The sequence below is a fragment of the Jilunia laotingensis genome, from assembly GCF_014385165.1.
GTDB lineage: Bacteria > Bacteroidota > Bacteroidia > Bacteroidales > Bacteroidaceae > Bacteroides > Bacteroides laotingensis.
The window spans coordinates 316,713-335,717 of sequence record NZ_JACRTF010000001.1; the positions used below are offsets into that span (position 1 = coordinate 316,713).

Here is a 19,005-nt window from a genome sequence, read left to right on the forward strand (position 1 = left end):
AGCATAGCAGTTGCAAAATAAAAAAACGAACCGTAGTTTTGCTTCCATAAAACCCTAAAAACGGAAGTATTATGAAAGGAAAAAATTACTTACTACTGGCATCTATGCTACTCTGTACCTTCACAGGCATCGCACAATCGGTTACGCCATCAGCTGCCAGGTTCGATAACACAAAAATATCAGGTTCCACCCGGGAACAAAGAGGCAGTATGGAATGCATAGACCGTGCTAATAACGGAACAGCCCGACAAAATGCATTTCAACAGGAAGAACCTACTACCGTCTACCTACAATCTTTCGAAAAAGACTGTGACTGGAAAGTAATAGATGCAGCCAATAAAATGACATTAGGAAAAATCTCCGGCCAATATCCTATCGACGGAGAATACAACCTCCTTTCCGGTTACGACCAAAAAGCCGCACGTAATGCTTGGGCCATTTCCCCCGCCATTCCGCTGGAAAAGGATAAAACTTACTACGTCAGCGTATGGTGTTACGTCCCCGGATTCGAGAACACACCTGAAGAGTTTGAAATTGTCACAGGAAACTCCGCCAACATGGAAGATCTGACAAACGTATTGCTGGATTACAAAGGGGACAAAGCTTTCTCGTCAAAAGAATGGCAGAAGGTTCAAACTACTTTCACCCCAGAGGAAAGCGGTGATTACTATTTCAGCATCCATCATTGCACCTCTTCATTGTACGTAAATGTGACAGGATTCGACCGTTTCTACATCGGCACAGAACCGGATACGTTTGTTCAGGTAATTCCTGTTCCCCGTCCCACCCCGGAAGGCGAACAACTCAACTACATGACTTATTTCGATGATGTATACTATGGATATACCGAAAAAGGAGGAAAAGTGGTCTACGGTGAGAAGGATAGTGTATTCATTCAGGGAATAGCTGCCCAAATGCCTTTAGCTTGGGTATACGGCATTAAGAAAGACAACACTATCGAGATTCCTGTCGGACAATATCTAGGTATAAAGCAAAGTTTATCGGGTTCCAACGACATGTATCTTTTTGCCGGCACAGACTATGTTCCTAATGAAAATAATCCGGCACAATTCACCTATACCCCAATGGAAAGTCTCCAATTAAGGATAGATGGTGACAACCTGAAGACGGACGAAGGAATTGTCATCGTTCAGTCTGCTTCAAAAAGCGGTGTTCCATACAACGGAGCCATCCATTTCGAGATGCGCCCGTTCAATGAGAAGGCAATCATCCCTTCCGCCTCAGCCGAGAAAAAGATATATGAAATCAGTTATACTTCAACGAAGAATAACGGAGGAAAAGTATCCTATATGACCAATGTCGCCCTCTCCGGGGATACAGTATTCATCCAAAAAGCCTCGTATTACATGCAATACATGACCGATTCCTGGATTTACGGCATTTCAAACGGCAAAACCATCACTTTCCCCTCCGGACAATATATTGGCAACTACATCGGAGATGCCCCATTCCCAACCTATCTGTATGGCGCCACCGTGACGGGAACCGATGAAGACGGAGAAAACACCTATGAACTGAAAGAGAATTACACATTGAATATCGAAGGAGATACATTCAGCTCGCCCGATTATTATGTGATGCATTTGGGAGGTATCATCAGCGAAGGATGCCACGACCTGACACTGAAAGAATTCAAACTTATCCCTGCCATTCCGGCAGCAGCGACCGATCTTTCATGCACGTCGGTACCGGCAGATAATCTACGCATCTACTATGAGCCCAAAGACCAGGATGGAAACCGCATCCTGGAGGACAGCCTGTATTTTAGAATCTATTTTGATGATGAGCTGTACACCCTGATCCCTACATCAGAAGGTGGGAATTACAAGAACCTCACAAGGAAAATGACCGAGATACCGGTAGGCTTCTCGGACGGTTATGACATCTTCGGCACATTATCTCAAAACAGATGCCAAATTTACGTATACGCTGAATTCGAAAAAGTTTCCATCGAGATGGTATATCATATGGGCGATAAAATAGGCACCTCGCCACGTATCGTATGGACACGTACGGACGGGCTGATCGGAACGGAAGGAGAAGGTGGTCTCACCGGCATCCATCAGCCGGGTATCGAGAGAGAGATCGTACATACCATCACCTACAATGTTTACGGGCAACCGGTACGTCCCGATGAAAAAGGCATTCTCATCAAAGTAGATACTTTTGATGACGGAAGCATACAAAGCCGGAAGGTATTCAATAAATAAGAAAAGCACATACTTCAACCTTCCATACCGTTCATTATAACCTTGACAGCCGGATGTAATAAGGAAAGATGGCTTATCATCAAAGGAAAGCATGTTAAACATGGGGGTGTTTCGCAGTGAAACATCCCCATGTTTCGCAGTGAAACACCCCCATGTCTAACAGTGAGACACCCCCATGTTTAACACCCTATCTTTAAAAGATAACGAGCCTTCCTTTCCACCGAAAGGAACCGGTGCCCCCTTCTTCCAACCGTCTTTCCGGTGAAGAACCTCCCCAGCCATCCGATACACAAAAATGAGAAAACAGACTCCTACTCCCTGTATCTTTATTGATTTTTATTTGTATCTTTGTACTCTCAAAGAAAAAGAGTTCAAAAAGATAAAGATATGCTTACGATTAAACAAATTACAGAAAACACAGAGGCTGTGATCCGCGGCCTTGAAAAGAAGCATTTCAAAAATGCAAAAGAAGCAATAGAACAAGTAATTGCTTTCAATGACAAAAGACGTAGCACCCAAAACCAATTAGATAAAAACCTGGCAGAAGTCAATTCGTTGTCAAGAACGATCGGCCAATTGATGAAAGAAGGAAAAAAAGATGAAGCTGAAATGGCACGGAACCGGGTTGCCGAACTGAAAGAGACCAATAAAACGTTGCAAGCCGACATGGACAGCGCAACTACCGATATGCAGAACGTGCTTTATACCATTCCCAACGTCCCTTATGATGAAGTCCCCGAAGGCACGAGTGCCGAAGACAACGTTGTAGAAAAGATGGGGGGCATGGAAACAGAGCTTCCGAAAGATGCCCTACCACATTGGGAATTGGCCAAGAAATACGATCTGATCGACTTCGACCTAGGAGTAAAAATCACCGGGGCAGGCTTCCCCGTCTATAAAGGCAAAGGGGCACGGTTGCAACGCGCGCTTATCAACTTCTTCCTGGACGAAGCACGCAATTCGGGATACACGGAAATCATGCCTCCAACAGTGGTAAATGCCGCTTCCGGTTACGGAACAGGGCAATTGCCAGACAAAGAGGGCCAGATGTATCATTGTGAAGTAGACGACCTGTACTTGATACCGACCGCTGAGGTGCCTGTGACCAATATCTACCGGGACGTCATCCTTGACGAGAAACAACTGCCGATAAAGAATTGCGCCTATACGCAATGTTTCCGCCGCGAGGCCGGTTCTTACGGTAAAGACGTTCGCGGGCTTAACCGCCTGCATGAATTCTCCAAAGTAGAATTGGTACGCATCGATAAGCCGGAGAACTCCAAACAATCCCATCAAGAGATGCTCGACCATGTGGAAGGTCTGTTACAGAAACTGGAACTCCCCTATCGTATTCTTCGCCTTTGCGGAGGAGACATGAGTTTCACTTCCGCCATCTGCTTCGACTTTGAGGTCTATTCCGAAGCACAAAAGCGCTGGTTGGAAGTAAGTTCGGTATCGAATTTCGATACTTACCAGGCAAACCGCTTGAAATGCCGCTACCGCACCGGAGAAAAGAAAACAGAACTTTGCCACACACTGAACGGTTCGGCCTTGGCACTTCCCCGTATCGTAGCTGCACTGCTCGAAAACAACCAGACACCGGAAGGCATCCGAATTCCCAAAGCGCTCGTTCCGTATTGCGGATTCGAAATGATTGATTAATAAAAGCAGAACAAATAAGCAAGAGCCGCCTAAAAAGGCGGCTTTTCTTTTATATTTCTTAAAATAGGCGTATCTTTGCATGTATAACATTCTGATAGCAGTTACGTAGTAATTCCAACAAACTAATTAGATAATGAACAAAATCATTAACAAAGAACATTTTTCCGAAAAAGTGTTCAAACTGGAGATTGAAGCCCCGCTGATAGCAAGATCACGCAAGGCAGGTCACTTCGTCATTGTTCGCGTAGGCGAAAAAGGCGAGCGTATGCCGTTGACTATCGCAGGTGCTGACGTAAAAAAAGGAACCATCACCCTTGTAGTGCAGGAAGTAGGTCTATCCTCGACCCGCCTTTGCGAACTGAACGTAGGCGATTACATCACCGACGTGGTCGGCCCGTTGGGACAGGCCACCCATATTGAGAACTTCGGTACCGTGGTCTGTGCCGGTGGAGGTGTAGGGGTCGCTCCTATGCTACCTATCGTGCAAGCGCTGAAAGCCGCAGGGAACCGTGTAATCACTGTATTGGCAGGACGGAGCAAAGACTTGATCATTCTTGAAAAAGAGATGCGCGAGAGTTCGGACGAAGTGATCATCATGACGGATGACGGCTCATACGGCCGCAAAGGACTCGTCACAGAAGGTGTGGAAGAGGTAATCAAACGCGAGAAAGTGGACAAATGCTTCGCCATCGGCCCGGCTATCATGATGAAATTCGTTTGCCTACTCACCAAAAAATACAATATTCCTACGGATGTGTCATTGAATACAATCATGGTGGACGGTACCGGAATGTGCGGTGCCTGTCGCATCACCATCGGTGGGAAAACAAAATTCGTATGTGTTGACGGTCCCGAATTCGATGGTCATCAGGTCGACTTTGATGAAATGCTGAAACGCATGGGTGCATTCAAAAACATCGAACGCGAAGAGATGCATAAATTGTCACCGGATGCTACCTGCGAAGCGACCAAGGAGATAGATGAGAACAGCCGCAATGCTGCCTGGAGACAGGAATTACGTAAATCGATGAAACCCAAAGAACGTACCGCCATCCCACGTGTCGAGATGAACGAACTGGATGCCGAGTACCGTTCGCACAGCCGTAAAGAAGAGGTCAATCAAGGCCTGACTAAAGAACAGGCATTGACGGAAGCCCAGCGTTGTCTGGACTGTGCGAATCCGGGATGCATGGAAGGTTGCCCGGTAGGCATCGATATTCCCCGCTTTATCAAGAACATCGAACGTGGTGAATTCCTTGAAGCAGCGAAAACACTGAAAGAGACCAGCGCATTGCCTGCCGTTTGCGGTCGTGTATGCCCTCAAGAAAAACAGTGCGAATCAAAATGCATCCACTTGAAGATGAATGAAAAGCCGGTTGCCATCGGTTATCTGGAACGTTTTGCCGCTGATTACGAACGTGAAAGCGGACAAATCTCCGTACCGGAAATCAAAGAAAAGAATGGAATCAAAATAGCTGTCATTGGTTCAGGACCCGCTGGATTGGCCTTTGCCGGAGACATGGCTAAGTATGGATATGACGTCACCGTGTTCGAAGCACTGCACGAAATCGGCGGTGTGCTGAAATATGGTATTCCGGAATTCCGCCTTCCCAATAAAATAGTGGATGTCGAAATAGACAACCTTGCTAAAATGGGTGTGACCTTCGTCAAAGACTGTATCGTAGGAAAAACGATCAGTGTGGAACAACTTGAAGAAGATGGATTCAAAGGGATCTTCGTAGCTTCGGGTGCCGGACTGCCTAACTTCATGAACATACCGGGCGAGAACTCTATCAACATCATGTCGTCCAACGAATACCTCACACGTGTCAACCTGATGGATGCCGCCAGTCCGGACTCCGACACCCCGGTTGCTTTCGGCAAGAACGTAGCCGTCATCGGTGGAGGCAACACAGCCATGGACTCTGTCCGCACTGCCAAACGCTTGGGAGCAGAACGTGCCATGATCATCTACCGCCGTTCGGAAGAAGAAATGCCGGCACGAATCGAAGAGGTAAAACATGCGAAAGAGGAAGGCGTTGAATTCCTCAACTTGCACAACCCCATCGAGTATATAGCCGATGAACAGGGCCGTGTGAAACAGGTTGTACTGCAAAAAATGGAACTTGGAGAACCGGACGCTTCCGGTCGGCGCAGTCCCGTTCCCATTCCCGGTGCTACGGAAACAATCGACATTGACCTTGCCATTGTCAGCGTAGGCGTATCTCCCAACCCGATCGTACCAAGTTCCATCAAAGGTTTGGTACTGGGACGGAAAGGCACGATTGCCGTGAATGAAAATATGCAATCATCCATACCGACCATTTATGCAGGTGGTGACATCGTACGCGGAGGTGCCACGGTTATCCTTGCAATGGGTGACGGACGGCGCGCTGCCGCTGCAATGAATGAACAGTTGCAAAAGGAATCTGTCACTGTATAACCGATTTTGGGGGAGATACCTATTGTATACATAAAAAATGCAGGATTCTAACCAATCCTGCATTTTTTATGTATACAATAGCAAACCGTTTGCTATACAAAGATCAATCTACTTTAAATAGTTTACGAACCAGATTTCCTGTCTCCGTTTCAATGTACAATAAATAAAGTCCATTGGATAGCTGGGTGACAGGGAGTGCCAATTCTTCGTTTTGAATATTTACCTCTTTCACCTGTAGATTACCCTTTTGATCATATATGGCAACGGTTTTCAGGAGTTCGTTATCAGCTTTAATGTAAACCATCTCTTTCACCGGATTCGGATAAACTTGCAAGTTGACCGTACTTTCCGAATGTATGCCTGTCGATACCACCTTTACTATTTTGGACACCGAGTCATTTTCTTTATCCATATCCGACTCCAGTTCCGTGTAGGCAGTCAGGGTATATTCTTTTTCAGAACGGAAATTATATTCCGTCGGGAACGTATAAACCACTGTTTCTCCCGGAGCCAACGTTTGTCCGACTACTCCGGCTTGTGGCATCGTGCCAACTTTAAATCTTACAGGAATATCCGTCAATTCGACTTCTCCGAAATTCTTCACAACGATCGTGACAGGTTGTTTGCCTATTGCACATTCATTGCCCGGATTCTGTATCTCGATGACTCCACAATCCACTTTTAAAGCTTTTACTTTAGTAATGCAAGTGTCATTTTGTAGAATCAAGTCGTTCGTTCCTTTGGAATAGGCTGTAATCACATATTCACCGTATTGCTGCATATCCACTTTATCAGTAAAAGTATAGTTCACCGTCTCGCCTAACAAGCATTTATTAACTACTCCGGTCAACTCTTTCACCAAAGTGCCATCTTTCTCTATTTTGGCAAACACAGGAATGTCATACATATTCACTTCACCAAAATTCTTCAGTTCCACTGTCACTTGTTCCTCTGTAGACAAGCTGCCATCGACCGGATCGACCACTGATACTACGCCCACGTCAAATACTTTCCGCGTAGATACGACACTGGTACGGATGGTATCATTCGTCAGTACGGTTTCATCGGGCACGCTCACATATACAGCAATAGTATAAGTACCTTCAACGGACATGTCTACTTTTTTATCGAAAGTAAACTGTAAAGTTTCTCCTTCCGGGATTTCAGTAGCCACAGTTTCATCCGATTCTACTTTCGTTTCACTTTCAACATGGGTCACGGAATAATGAACCGGAACGTTAGAAATCGCCCCCTTCCCGTTATTACTCAGACTAACAACAATCGCCTCAGTAGCGGTAAGTGTTCCACTCTTCGGACTATCGAGCGAACGCATTTCCATTTCAATGACAGGCAGGCTCTTGATCGTTTTCGTAAAGACATTGTCATCAGGAGTCTTATCTACAGGCATTTCTGCTTTGATCACAAACGTATAATCACCAGGAGTGAACATATCCACACCACTAAAATAAACTTCAGATTCGACACCCGGTTCCAACTCGGATATGCGAGAAGAATAATAGACAGTGTCGGCAACCTGACAACTAAACGGTACGCTCATTAACGGTAAAGAACTATTATTCTTAATCATGACCATCATGTCGACTTTTTCGTTGAACACGGCATCCTCCGCAGGAATCCGAATAGCAGTAACAGCCACATCCGGTGTATCTTCTACTTCAGCCACTTCGAGCATACCACTAAGTTTTATAGAATTATCACCGGCAGCCGGAGCAAAACAGATAGTGTAAACTTCATTAGCCGGTACGGAGAAATACCCCAAGTACTGACATTTAGTATCATACTTGCCATCATTGACAACCGTTGCAACAGGAATCCGCTCACCACTGTTTACATTTAACGCATAAACTTCCAACAGCGGCATTATGACAGAAGTATTTGTCGCGACATAATCAAATGACAGTTTATAGACCTTTTCAGCTTCAAATACCATCCCTCGGGACATCAACAAATCGCCATCCTCCTCTAAATCGCCACTAATGGAATAGCCATGTATTTTCTGTTGCAACACACCCTCAGTCGTCTCAAATGCCTTGAATCTTCTGCTATCTTTGTTCTTATCTATAGCTAGGAAACCTTCTGTTTCTTGGAATTCAGCACTATAAGGCAATGCTGCATTTTCCAGATAAGAAATAGAGAACTCTTTCGTATTATTTGATTCAAAACCATCATTCTCCATAGATACCTTGACAGATACCGTTTCATCTTCCGTCCCGGTAAAATTCATATTTTCATCCAAATAGACATAAGTATAGTTCAACGGCTGAATGACTTGCTTGAATTCCTGAGTTTTGGTTCCCAAAGAAGGAGAAGAGACTGATACAGAGAACGACTCAATGGCATTAATCCCGGGATTGGAAACTTTAACGCCAATCGGCAATGACCGATAGGCCGATAGATACTTACCCGCCATCAAAATTTCGTCAAGTGCTATATCGGTTTCAGCCGTTTTTGTCACTTTCAGGTTATTGATACGGATTGAATAATCAATCGGCTCACTCGATTGCACATGATATCCTATGACATACACACCACCTTCTTCAATATTTGTAATGTGTTCCTGAGAATTATAAGAGGATATATTTTCCTCAAACAAAACTTTGGTTTCTGTTTTAACGCCATCTGTAATCTTATATAATGAGGTCTTCAGATGCAATACACCAGCAGTATTCTCCATTATATTAGCCGAATATTGAATACGGTAATTAGCACCTGCTTCCAACTTCACCGGACGTGAATAAAGAAATTCATTCGTTGCAGGGATACTCACCTCTTCACTACCGCCATAACTGAAGAAAAAGTTATTGCCCCATTGCGCTTTTTCTGCAATGAAAGTGTGTCCATCCTCATTTGCATCCACAATTTCCCACATCTCTTTTTCCTGAGGAAAATTACCTGCGTCATCAGTTGTGAAATCTGCAATATAAGGTATGCCGGAAACTTTGTTTTCGACGACTTTAGCAATAGAATCATTCAATAGATTTTCATCTCCGGGCAAACTCGTCCAAATACCGAGTTTATGTTTCTGGCTAAGATCGCTCAAATCAACCGTGTTTTTGAAAGTATATTTTAAGGTCGTATTTACCGGAATAGATTCGGGAATGGTTTCTTCAATGACATCTCCCCCATTCAACTGGGCACACACTTTTAAAGTGTTAGCTGAAATCACATCCAAACCATTATTTAAAACGGCAATCTCAACTACTTCCTTAGAATCAAACATATACTTTGTTGAAACCGGTGCTACCACTTCCATTATCTTAGCATCTTTCCTCGGAGCCGTTACAAAATAGAAGTCACGAATACGTAACTCTTTAGCAGTTTTAAGACTAGTACATTTGAAAGACACAAAATATGCCGCATCTTCAGGTACCTCAAAACGAACGGAACTATTAAGCCCGTTTTCTCTATCTAACGCATCATTCTTCCATATTTCAGTAAGATTTTCCAAGCCATTGGGATCCTTAGTCAAGGAGATAGTGAGTTTGTTTTTTTGATTATCCGCCAGAGGCTCGATACCTTCCATATAGGTACATGCATTGAAACGCATCTCATATTTCACTCCTGCCTTAAAGTAGATAGGGCGAGAACGAAGTACAGCATTACAATCTTCGGCTGCACGGCTAAAATCAATAAAACAATAGCCCGGTTTTGGAGTTGCATTTATGCGCCACCAACCGGAATTGTAATCTGCCTCAGTAGTCCACTCGTCCATATCAAGATTCATATAACCATTCTTTTCAAACCAGAATTGAGGTATATAGGGCACATCGGTTGTAATGTTTTGAAGTAATTCAGCAATTGTATCATTTGCATGGTTTAAATCACCTGCTAGCTCCGTCCAAGTTCTGAATTTATAAATTGTTCTGAATTTCCCCAAATCTGCTTTAGTCTTGAATGTATATTCCACAGAATCACCCATCAAAATAGTTTTTGCAGGAGTAAATGTCTCCTTAACCGGTACATTATCATCAACTTGATAAGCGAGATCAATAGATTCAATTTCCTTCAGCCCATTATTTTTTAATTTCACCGTAATAGTTTCTGCATTAGAAAATACCCGATCATTGGTCGTCATGTTAGGATTACTCTTCTGCATATTAGAAAATGATAAATGTGCATCATTCTCAAATCGATGAGTTAAATACAAACCATCCAGATAAAAGAAACATCTGTTGCCGGTAAACTCCCGTGCATCTACTATTAGACGGAACTTTAGTTTTTTATTATCATACTTTGACGGTAAGTACGTCAAAATATATCTCCATCCGCTAATTAAAGTCCCTTTATAAGTATCTGTCTGCGAATTAAAAATAGTATCACGTACAGCTCCATTATCGGCACTTATTTCTATAAAATAAAACACTTTCTGAAAAGCTTGCAACATGAAATTTGCGTGATAGAACCCCACAGCTAATCCCTTTTTTCCCGTTGCATCAATTTCAGGTGATGTGAGAACAGACAAAAACTGAGAACCTGTTGTTGACTCGAACTTCAAAGTATTAGTACTGGAAGGATCAATTTCCGAAAAACTCCTTGGAGCCTCTTCCAACTTCCAATATGTATTATCTTCTCCAGGAGAAGGAGAGGTTTCTTCCACCCATTGATTCAATTCTTCTGCTGAGTTAAATCCCGCATTAAACAATGGAGTATTGAAATATTGGGCTTTCATGCCGAGACTATAAAATAATCCCAGTAACATAAGCAGGAATATCTTTTTCATAATATATCTCTTTTTAATGAATACAAATTATCTTACAACAATTTTACTAACAATTTCCTGATCATCAAAACTGATATGAATGACATAGACTCCCTGAAGTAAACTTAAAGGAACAGAAGTCGTTGCATTCGAAATAGAAATCATGCTTTCATGAATGACTGCACCACTGATATCAGCTATTTTCAATTTGGCAAGACCTTCTGAAACTGCTTTGCCGAAAATATGAAGAGAACCTTCCGAATAATAAATCTCATCATTTTGACTCAATACCGAATTTTCAATTCCACTAGCTAAAACACCCAATTTACCGTCCAACGAGATGTTCTGCCCATATACTTCCGTATTAGTTTCCGATGACCAGAAAACACAAATTTGATCTTCATGAACACATGTAACTCCCCGTAATTTATAATCCAGATTACTGCAAAGTTCCTGTGTCCATTGCACTTGCCCATTTTGATCCAGCTTTTTTGCCATGATTTTATCCTTCACCGCACTGTCCTGATAATCAGAATAAATCAATATACATCCTTGATCATCCGTAATTACAGTTCCATATGTATAAAATCCAAACATCCAATTGAGGTCTAATTCAATTCCTTCCTTCCCCCATTGAGGATCACCAAAATAATCATACTTATTCACAAAATGCCTCTGATCATCTCCTCTTTGCTTATTCCATTGGCAAACAATCGTTTTATTCTGTGTATCAATGCCAATATGTCCACAAGAATGGAGGGCACTCCCATCACCGGTAACAACAGATTGCATCCCCATCATGGTTTCACCATCAGCACTTACCCGTTGAATACATACATAATGTTCCGATATACCAATAGCACGCGCATAACATATCGCAAAGCCTCCCTCGCCATCTGAAAGCATTTGAGGTTCTACATGCCCATTCAATGTCAGGCCATCTTCAATGACAACTTCTTTCTCCCAAATTGCTTCACCATAAGTGTCAAATCTTTGGGCACGCAATCCACCTCCAAACCAAGTAAGTATAAAATCATCTTCACCTGTTGCAATAAAATTCCCCATTATGCCACCAAATTCAAGATTTTGTGCCCACTCTAATTCCCCGTCTTCATTTATTTTTTGCATGCAAAACAATCCATTAATAGCATCAGAATAGCCAATTATTATGGAACCTGCATTAGTTATTCCAATTCTTGGACGCATACCTTGGTGTGACTTACATGGGATAGCGACCCCATCGATTCCCCAAAGATAATTTCCTTCCTGATCTATTTTGTAAACATAAGGTTTAAAATCAAGTAAAGTTTCAAGATCTGTCCGCGAATCACTATAAGCAATAATTGCACATCCGTCCGATGATGTTTTCATATCAAAATCGGTTGTATAAGAAGCAGCTGGATGTTCGCTTACAAGAATACCGCCTTTGTCCCATAATAAATTTCCATTCTTATCAAGCAATTGCAACCTTGTCTGACCACCTTTCCCCTCATAAGTAGTCCAAGATACAAACATTTTGCCATCTGTGGTCTTAGCAACTTTAATGCTTCCGGGAGTGGCTCCCTTTTGATCTGAAAGTTGTAAATTGACTGAAGGATCATCCGACCATTGTGCCTGCATGGCAGTTGCATACAGTACAACTAAAACCATTAATACTAAAATTCTTTTCATTTGTATTTTATTTATTTGGGTGATTATATTTATTCGATTACTATTTTTCGTGTCATAAGTTTACCTGCAACCTTAATACACATCAAATAAGCTCCTTTGGGCAGATTATCAAGATGAAGAGCATTATCGGAGGATGCCTTCACCTCCATCACTGCCTCTCCAACCAAGTTGTAAACAACAATGTCTTTACACAATCCTTTGTCGTCAAAAAACACGGTTTTGGTATTTACATCATAGAAAAACTCCATTACATCTTCAGTCAAACTTCCTATTCCGGCAGGAATCACATTTTCCATTTTAAAATAGACATCATGTTCTGCAGTCTTATAATCAGCTTGTGTAATAAGTTTGTGTTTGCCGGTTTCCTCAATTTGTTCCAGTTTGTAATATCCATTTCCATTTTCTCCGGCAATACCATTGCCTCCGGCATCATAAAAAATCAATTGGTAACAATCATCCGAATCAATAGATAATATTCGCTTATAAAATTGACGTGGTTCATTGTAACTTTTCTCCTCATCAACTACATCTCCTGCCGAATTGAAAAGTTTCCAACTGATCTCTTCCGGTTTCTTATCGGTAAAAAGAGTCAACTGCACTTGATTCTTGATAACCAACGAATTTTCAAATGTGGTAACATATTTCTCGCTGCAACCTTCTGTTCCGTTAATATCCGACAACCAAATCTCGACTTTATTCATCGCTGATCCTTCTGCCAATTGGTATTCAGTAAAATCAGGTGAAACGATCTGCTCATTTTCAAGATACTGAAGTTCACCACTCCAATCCGTTTGTTGTATGCAGTCATTAATGCTAATATTCAATTTAGCGGATGTCATAGGATTCTTCCCTATGTTTCTAAAGCGAATTTTAGGAGTAAAATGAGGAGTGCATATTTTAGAAGGAACATTTTCCACCAAAACAACTTTTGCTGCATCCGTCTTATCCGTTGCACGGGGAGCATAAGCCGCCTGATAAACCTGATGATTGCTGATATCCTGAATAAAAGCAACGATAGCCAATTCCTTTTCGTTATAGAAACCACTGATCTCCCACTCATCTTCAAATACATCTTGCTGACCTGCTTGCATCTGGTCTGGCAATTCGTATCCATTAGCATCCGGCAGCATCTTGCGGAAAATATTTGTATAATGCAACTTATTCTGTTCGGATGTTACCTCTTCTTCAACAACTGCTACAAAAAGACGAAGGTTTGCATTCTCAATAGTTTGGATTGCAGTTGATATAACCTTAACAAACAACTTGCCATTCTCTGTTTTCGATTCTAAACCGAGATTTATTTGTATCGGCTCCTGCAAGTAGTTATCAATTTCATCAGATATAGTACTCGCAACGGTTCGGACAGGAGTCCCATTCAAATTGATAAAGGGCACACCTGTTACATCATAAAATTTGATTCTTTCATCCTGACTTTCCTGTTGATTCAGATAGAATTCATCATTGGAAGCAGGCCATCCCACATGGTACTGAATGCTTACGACTTCACCCAATCTGACCATAAGAAGAGAATCCAGCCGGGGGCTGAATGCAATGCAAGGTCCACACTTTGTATTGGAAAATTCTTCAAGAAGAACCAATCTGGGTGACTGAGCATAAAAAAAAGGAGTCATACAAATCAGAATAAGAAAAAATAGTGTAGTCTTCTTTTTCATACGTAATCTGAGTTTTTAAGATTAATACTAAAAATTTCCACAAATATAAATTGAGGCTTCCAGAAGAAAGAAAAAGTCACCATAGCATAACTACGCCAACAGAATTTAGCGAATCCAAACACTACGGCAATATATCATAACTAACTAATATACAACAAATAGCAGAACCATATAAAACAAATACCCCATCAAGGAAGTATACTTTTAAACCTATAGAAAAGTTTACGAATAATCAACAAAGAAAGAAAACATAGTGAATATTTGTAGAATCATATTGTTTTTCACTATATTTGTTTCCACAAAATTGTTAGAAAACAAAGCGATGAAACTATATAATACCATCAAAACACTACCGTTTGCTTATAATCTGTATAGAAACAAACGCTTCTTTTGTCTTTTAGGCATTCTAATGGCTATTAGTTTTACCATCCAAGCAAAAGACCAACAGATTACAATACTCCAACAAACAAAATCCATTATTCAAAAAGAGCCCCTCCCGGAATCCACGAAAAAAGAATTGGAACAAAGGATAGACTCCATAACAAAATCGGGCCAAATCTCAGAGAGTGCATTCGTCAAAATGATCAGCAATATAGGAGTCCAGTTGAGAGAGAAAGGTACCTTAACGAGAGCCGTCGAGCTTTATCTGACAGTAATAGCATATTATGAGCAAAAAACGGACTTATCGAAAGATGAAATAAAATCACTTATTCTATTTTACATACCACTTGGCGCATGTCATGATGACCTCGGTTTATCAAACAGAGCGATGGATTATTATTTGAAAGCACTTTCTCTTTCTGAAAAATATAAATTCGAAGATCAAAGTGCAGTAATATACAATAATATAGGTAGCATATATTTCAAAAAAAACGATTTGGATAAGGCATTAACATTTTTGGAAAAAGCATTAGCAATCAATAAGAAAAACAATAATAAACAGGAATTATTTTACAACTATAACAATTTAGGAGGAATTTATATAACCCGCAATATGGAAGACCGCGCATTGGATTATGCACTTGAAGCCATCCAATTGTTGGATAAACAAACGGATGCATATTTATACTATTTCATGCAAACCAATATAGCCGGTCTCTACTTGATGAAAAATGAATATGCATTAACCATGAGCTACTTACGAAATACTATGATCCATCAACAAAAATACGGTTTCCATTCCGATCTCATACAAACCTATAATTTACTTTCTGAAACTTTTGACAAAATGGGACGAAAAGATTCTGCATTCATATATTTAGAAAAGGCATTGTCGGAATCCCAAACCCTCCCAAACAGACAAATAGAAAGTACTCTTCAACGCAAAATGGCAAAATTTCATTCAACTAACGGAAATTACCAGAAGGCATACGAGGCACTGGAAACTGCTGCTATTATCGGAGACTCCATATCTGCTGCAGACAATAATAAAAAGATCACCAATATGGAGCGCGTTTATGATGCTGAGAAAAAAATGCAGGAAAACGAGTTACTGATTAAAGACATCAGTTTGCAGAAAGCTACTTCGGACCGTCTTTGGATCATTATGGCAGCTTTTGCCTTCTGCCTAATAATCACGATAGTTCTTCTTATCTACCATTCTATGAACAAAGAAAAACAAAGGAAAACTCAAACAATATTAGCACAACAGCAGTCATCACTTTTTGAAAAAGAAAAAGAACTGCAAAATCAAAAAGAACAAGAATTAAGCCATATTATCGACCAACGTAACCGTGAACTTACTTCTTACACCTTATATATGATAAAAACGAACGAATTCATATCCGACATCAACGAAGAGTTAAAACAATTACTTTTGGAGCTTAATCCCAGAGACCGTCAACATAAAAGCCAAATACAAAAAACTCAAATCAAACTCCAACAACAGAGTTCAACAAACAACTGGGATGAATTCCGGTACTATTTTGAACAAGTCCATCCGTCATTCTATAAAAATCTGGAACAGAGCTATCCGGACTTGACCATGAAAGAAAAACGTCTCTGTGCTTTTCTCCGCTTAGGACTCTCGTCTAAAGAAATTGCGGCCATCACATTCAAAGAAGTAAGAAGTGTGGAATCAGCCAGAAACCGTTTACGCAGAAAATTAAATATTAATCTTGAAGAAAATTTAATCGAATTTATATCCCGAATCTAAGCCTCTCTAAATTTTCTCCTTTAGCTTTTAGTAGTTGTCTCCAAAAAAATCAGTATCCTCATCCAAACATGAACCAGCTAGATAAAAAAATCCCGTCTGCAACAATTCTATGCACACGGGAATCTTAATCTATATACAAAGATAACATTGTATTATTTCACCACACTGTTTGTCACCGGATCTGGGAAGATCACTGACGGTTTAAAAGATTTAGCCTCTTCAAAATCCATTAATGCGTATGACATGATAATCACAATATCGTTCGGTTGTACTTTACGGGCAGCAGCTCCATTCAAGCAAATTTTACCCGAACCGCGTTCACCTTTGATAATATAGGTTTCAAAACGCTCTCCGTTATTATTGTCAGCGATATAAACCTTCTCACCGGCAATCATGTTCGCTGCATCAAGCAAATCTTCGTCAATCGTTATACTACCCATATAGTTAAGATTGGCTTCAGTCACTCGCGCGCAATGAATCTTCGACTTCAACACTTCAATCATCATAAGGATTTGGTCTTTTTAATTTAAACTTCCTTGTATTTTATATTATCAATGAGTCTGACTTCTCCACAGAATACTGTTATACAGCCTACCGCATATGAAGTTTCGTTCCAATCTCCAATCTTCTGTAAAGTGTTCCCATCGACTATCTCAAAATACTCCAAACGCAACCCTGAGGTAGCATTGATGGCATCTTCTACCATCTGTTGTGTCTCACTCACAGAATGATCGGCTGCAAAGGTAAGACTTTTAAATAATGTCCGGGAAATATTTAATGCATTTTCACGTTCTGCCGCTGATAAACGGGCATTACGACTACTGAGGGCTAATCCATCCTCTTCACGCACAATAGGACAACCGACAATCTCCAAATCGAATTTCATCTGACGCACCATTTCACGAATAATTGCCAACTGCTGAAAATCCTTTTCACCGAAATAAGCACGATAGGGTTTTACAATATCAAACAATTTACTCACAATCTGGCATACACCATTAAAATGGCCAGGACGGAAAGCCCCCTCCATCACCGTATCAAGCGGTGCATAACTAAAACTACGTGTATCGGGTTTAGGATAGATCTCTTCGACTGAAGGTGCAAACACAAAATTTACTTCACAGGCATCCAGTAATTTACAATCGGCATCTAATGTACGAGGATATTTCACCAAGTCATTTTTATCATTAAACTGAGTAGGGTTTACAAAAACACTGACTACCGTTACATCATTCTCATTTACACTACGCTTAACAAGTGATGCATGCCCAGCATGCAGGGCACCCATAGTAGGTACCAAACCTACCTTTTTCCCCAGTACCTTCAGAACTGATAACTCAGTCTGTAAGTCCTTGATCGTATGTATTACTTTCATTTTAATTGGTTTATAATTCTTTCTTGTTTGAAAAACGATGCAAAATAAACCATTATTTACCATATAAAGAAGAAATATCGTAAATTAATGCAAAAGTTAGCGGGAACGTCAGCTACGGGGTACATTCAATCACATCTGATATACAAGCACTTAACAATTCATAAGGAATTATACAGCCCGTGAGCTTGCTTTAATGCCCGTTTTTTTTATATCTTTGCAGAATAAATTACGAGAAGGATTGCTATTATGACAAAGGCGAACAAAGTTTTATTTATTACACAAGAGATTACTCCTTATGTTTCAGAATCTGAAATGGCAAAAGTAGGCCGATATCTTCCACAAGCCATTCAGGAAAAAGGCCGGGAAATCAGAACTTTTATGCCCAAATGGGGAAACATTAATGAGCGAAGGAATCAATTGCACGAAGTGATACGTCTCTCCGGTATGAATTTGATTATTGATGATACTGACCATCCATTGATCATTAAAGTTGCTTCCATCCAGTCAGCCCGTATGCAAGTTTACTTCATAGATAATGACGACTATTTCCAGAATCGCTTACAAGCTACTGATGAAAACGGAGTGGAATATGATGATAATGATAGCCGTGCCATCTTTTATGCCCGTGGTGTACTCGAAACAGTAAAGAAACTTCGCTGGTGTCCGGATGTAATTCATTGTCATGGTTGGATGACTGCATTGGCTCCTTTGTATATCAAAAAAGCTTATAAAGATGAGCCTTCATTCCGTGATGCAAAAGTAGTATTCTCATTATATGAGGATGACTTTAAAAACACCTTTAGTAGTGATTTTGCAACAAAATTGATGCTAAAAGGAATCAATAAAAAGGATGTAGCCATGCTGAAGGAACCAGTAAACTATACTACCCTTTGCAAACTTGCTGTAGATTACTCTGACGGAGTTATTCAGAACAGTGAGCATGTAAATGAAGACGTTATAAATCACGCGCGCCAATCTGGTAAATTGGTACTTGACTATCAGTCTCCCGAAACGTATAGCGAGGTTTGCAACGAGTTTTATGATAAAGTTTGGGAAACTGAACAGGATAAATAAA

At 40.9% G+C, this 19,005-nt stretch carries 10 protein-coding genes; 5 read left to right on the forward strand and 5 right to left on the reverse strand.

Annotated elements, in window-relative coordinates; genetic code table 11:
• The first annotated feature begins 71 nt into the window (after positions 1-71).
• From H8744_RS01410 to H8744_RS01420, 3 genes are all read left to right on the forward strand, one after another.
• Positions 72-2,231: a choice-of-anchor J domain-containing protein gene (locus H8744_RS01410; RefSeq protein WP_262433131.1), complete on the forward strand. Its 2,160-nt coding sequence runs from the start codon at positions 72-74 to the stop codon at positions 2,229-2,231.
• Positions 2,232-2,618: 387 nt separating this feature from the next.
• A complete protein-coding gene (gene serS, locus H8744_RS01415; protein ID WP_262433132.1) occupies positions 2,619-3,893 on the forward strand; it encodes a serine--tRNA ligase in 1,275 nt (424 codons plus the stop codon).
• A 133-nt stretch (positions 3,894-4,026) separates the two neighbouring features.
• Positions 4,027-6,336 (forward strand): bifunctional dihydroorotate dehydrogenase B NAD binding subunit/NADPH-dependent glutamate synthase, encoded by a 2,310-nt coding sequence (locus tag H8744_RS01420; protein WP_262433133.1) that lies wholly within the window; start codon positions 4,027-4,029, stop codon positions 6,334-6,336.
• Positions 6,337-6,439: 103 nt separating this feature from the next.
• Here the strand turns inward: H8744_RS01420 and H8744_RS01425 are convergent, their stop codons facing one another.
• Genes H8744_RS01425 through H8744_RS01435 form a run of 3 tightly spaced genes read right to left on the reverse strand, consistent with a single transcriptional unit; the run spans position 6,440 to position 14,400 of the window.
• On the reverse strand, positions 6,440-11,077 hold the full coding sequence (locus tag H8744_RS01425; protein WP_262433134.1) for a T9SS type A sorting domain-containing protein: 4,638 nt from the start codon (positions 11,075-11,077) through the stop codon (positions 6,440-6,442).
• Positions 11,078-11,104: 27 nt separating this feature from the next.
• Positions 11,105-12,727, reverse strand: coding sequence for a T9SS type A sorting domain-containing protein (locus H8744_RS01430; protein ID WP_262433135.1), 1,623 nt, complete (start codon positions 12,725-12,727; stop codon positions 11,105-11,107).
• A 29-nt stretch (positions 12,728-12,756) separates the two neighbouring features.
• Positions 12,757-14,400: an Omp28-related outer membrane protein gene (locus tag H8744_RS01435; RefSeq protein ID WP_262433136.1), complete on the reverse strand. Its 1,644-nt coding sequence runs from the start codon at positions 14,398-14,400 to the stop codon at positions 12,757-12,759.
• Between the two features lie 322 nt (positions 14,401-14,722).
• On the opposite strand from H8744_RS01435, the gene H8744_RS01440 reads away from it, so the two are divergent.
• Complete coding sequence (locus H8744_RS01440) at positions 14,723-16,555, forward strand: tetratricopeptide repeat protein (protein ID WP_262433137.1); 1,833 nt, start codon at positions 14,723-14,725, stop codon at positions 16,553-16,555.
• A 152-nt stretch (positions 16,556-16,707) separates the two neighbouring features.
• Here H8744_RS01440 and panD read toward each other — a convergent pair whose 3' ends face one another.
• Both panD and panC read right to left on the reverse strand, forming a co-directional pair.
• Positions 16,708-17,061, reverse strand: coding sequence for an aspartate 1-decarboxylase (gene panD / locus H8744_RS01445; protein ID WP_262433138.1), 354 nt, complete (start codon positions 17,059-17,061; stop codon positions 16,708-16,710).
• A 20-nt stretch (positions 17,062-17,081) separates the two neighbouring features.
• Positions 17,082-17,930 (reverse strand): pantoate--beta-alanine ligase, encoded by an 849-nt coding sequence (gene panC / locus H8744_RS01450; RefSeq protein WP_262433139.1) that lies wholly within the window; start codon positions 17,928-17,930, stop codon positions 17,082-17,084.
• Between the two features lie 246 nt (positions 17,931-18,176).
• On the opposite strand from panC, the gene H8744_RS01455 reads away from it, so the two are divergent.
• Positions 18,177-19,004 carry a glycogen/starch synthase gene (locus H8744_RS01455; RefSeq protein ID WP_262433140.1) on the forward strand — a complete coding sequence of 276 codons (828 nt, stop codon included), beginning with the start codon at positions 18,177-18,179 and terminating at the stop codon, positions 19,002-19,004.
• The last annotated feature ends 1 nt before the right edge of the window (position 19,005 follow it).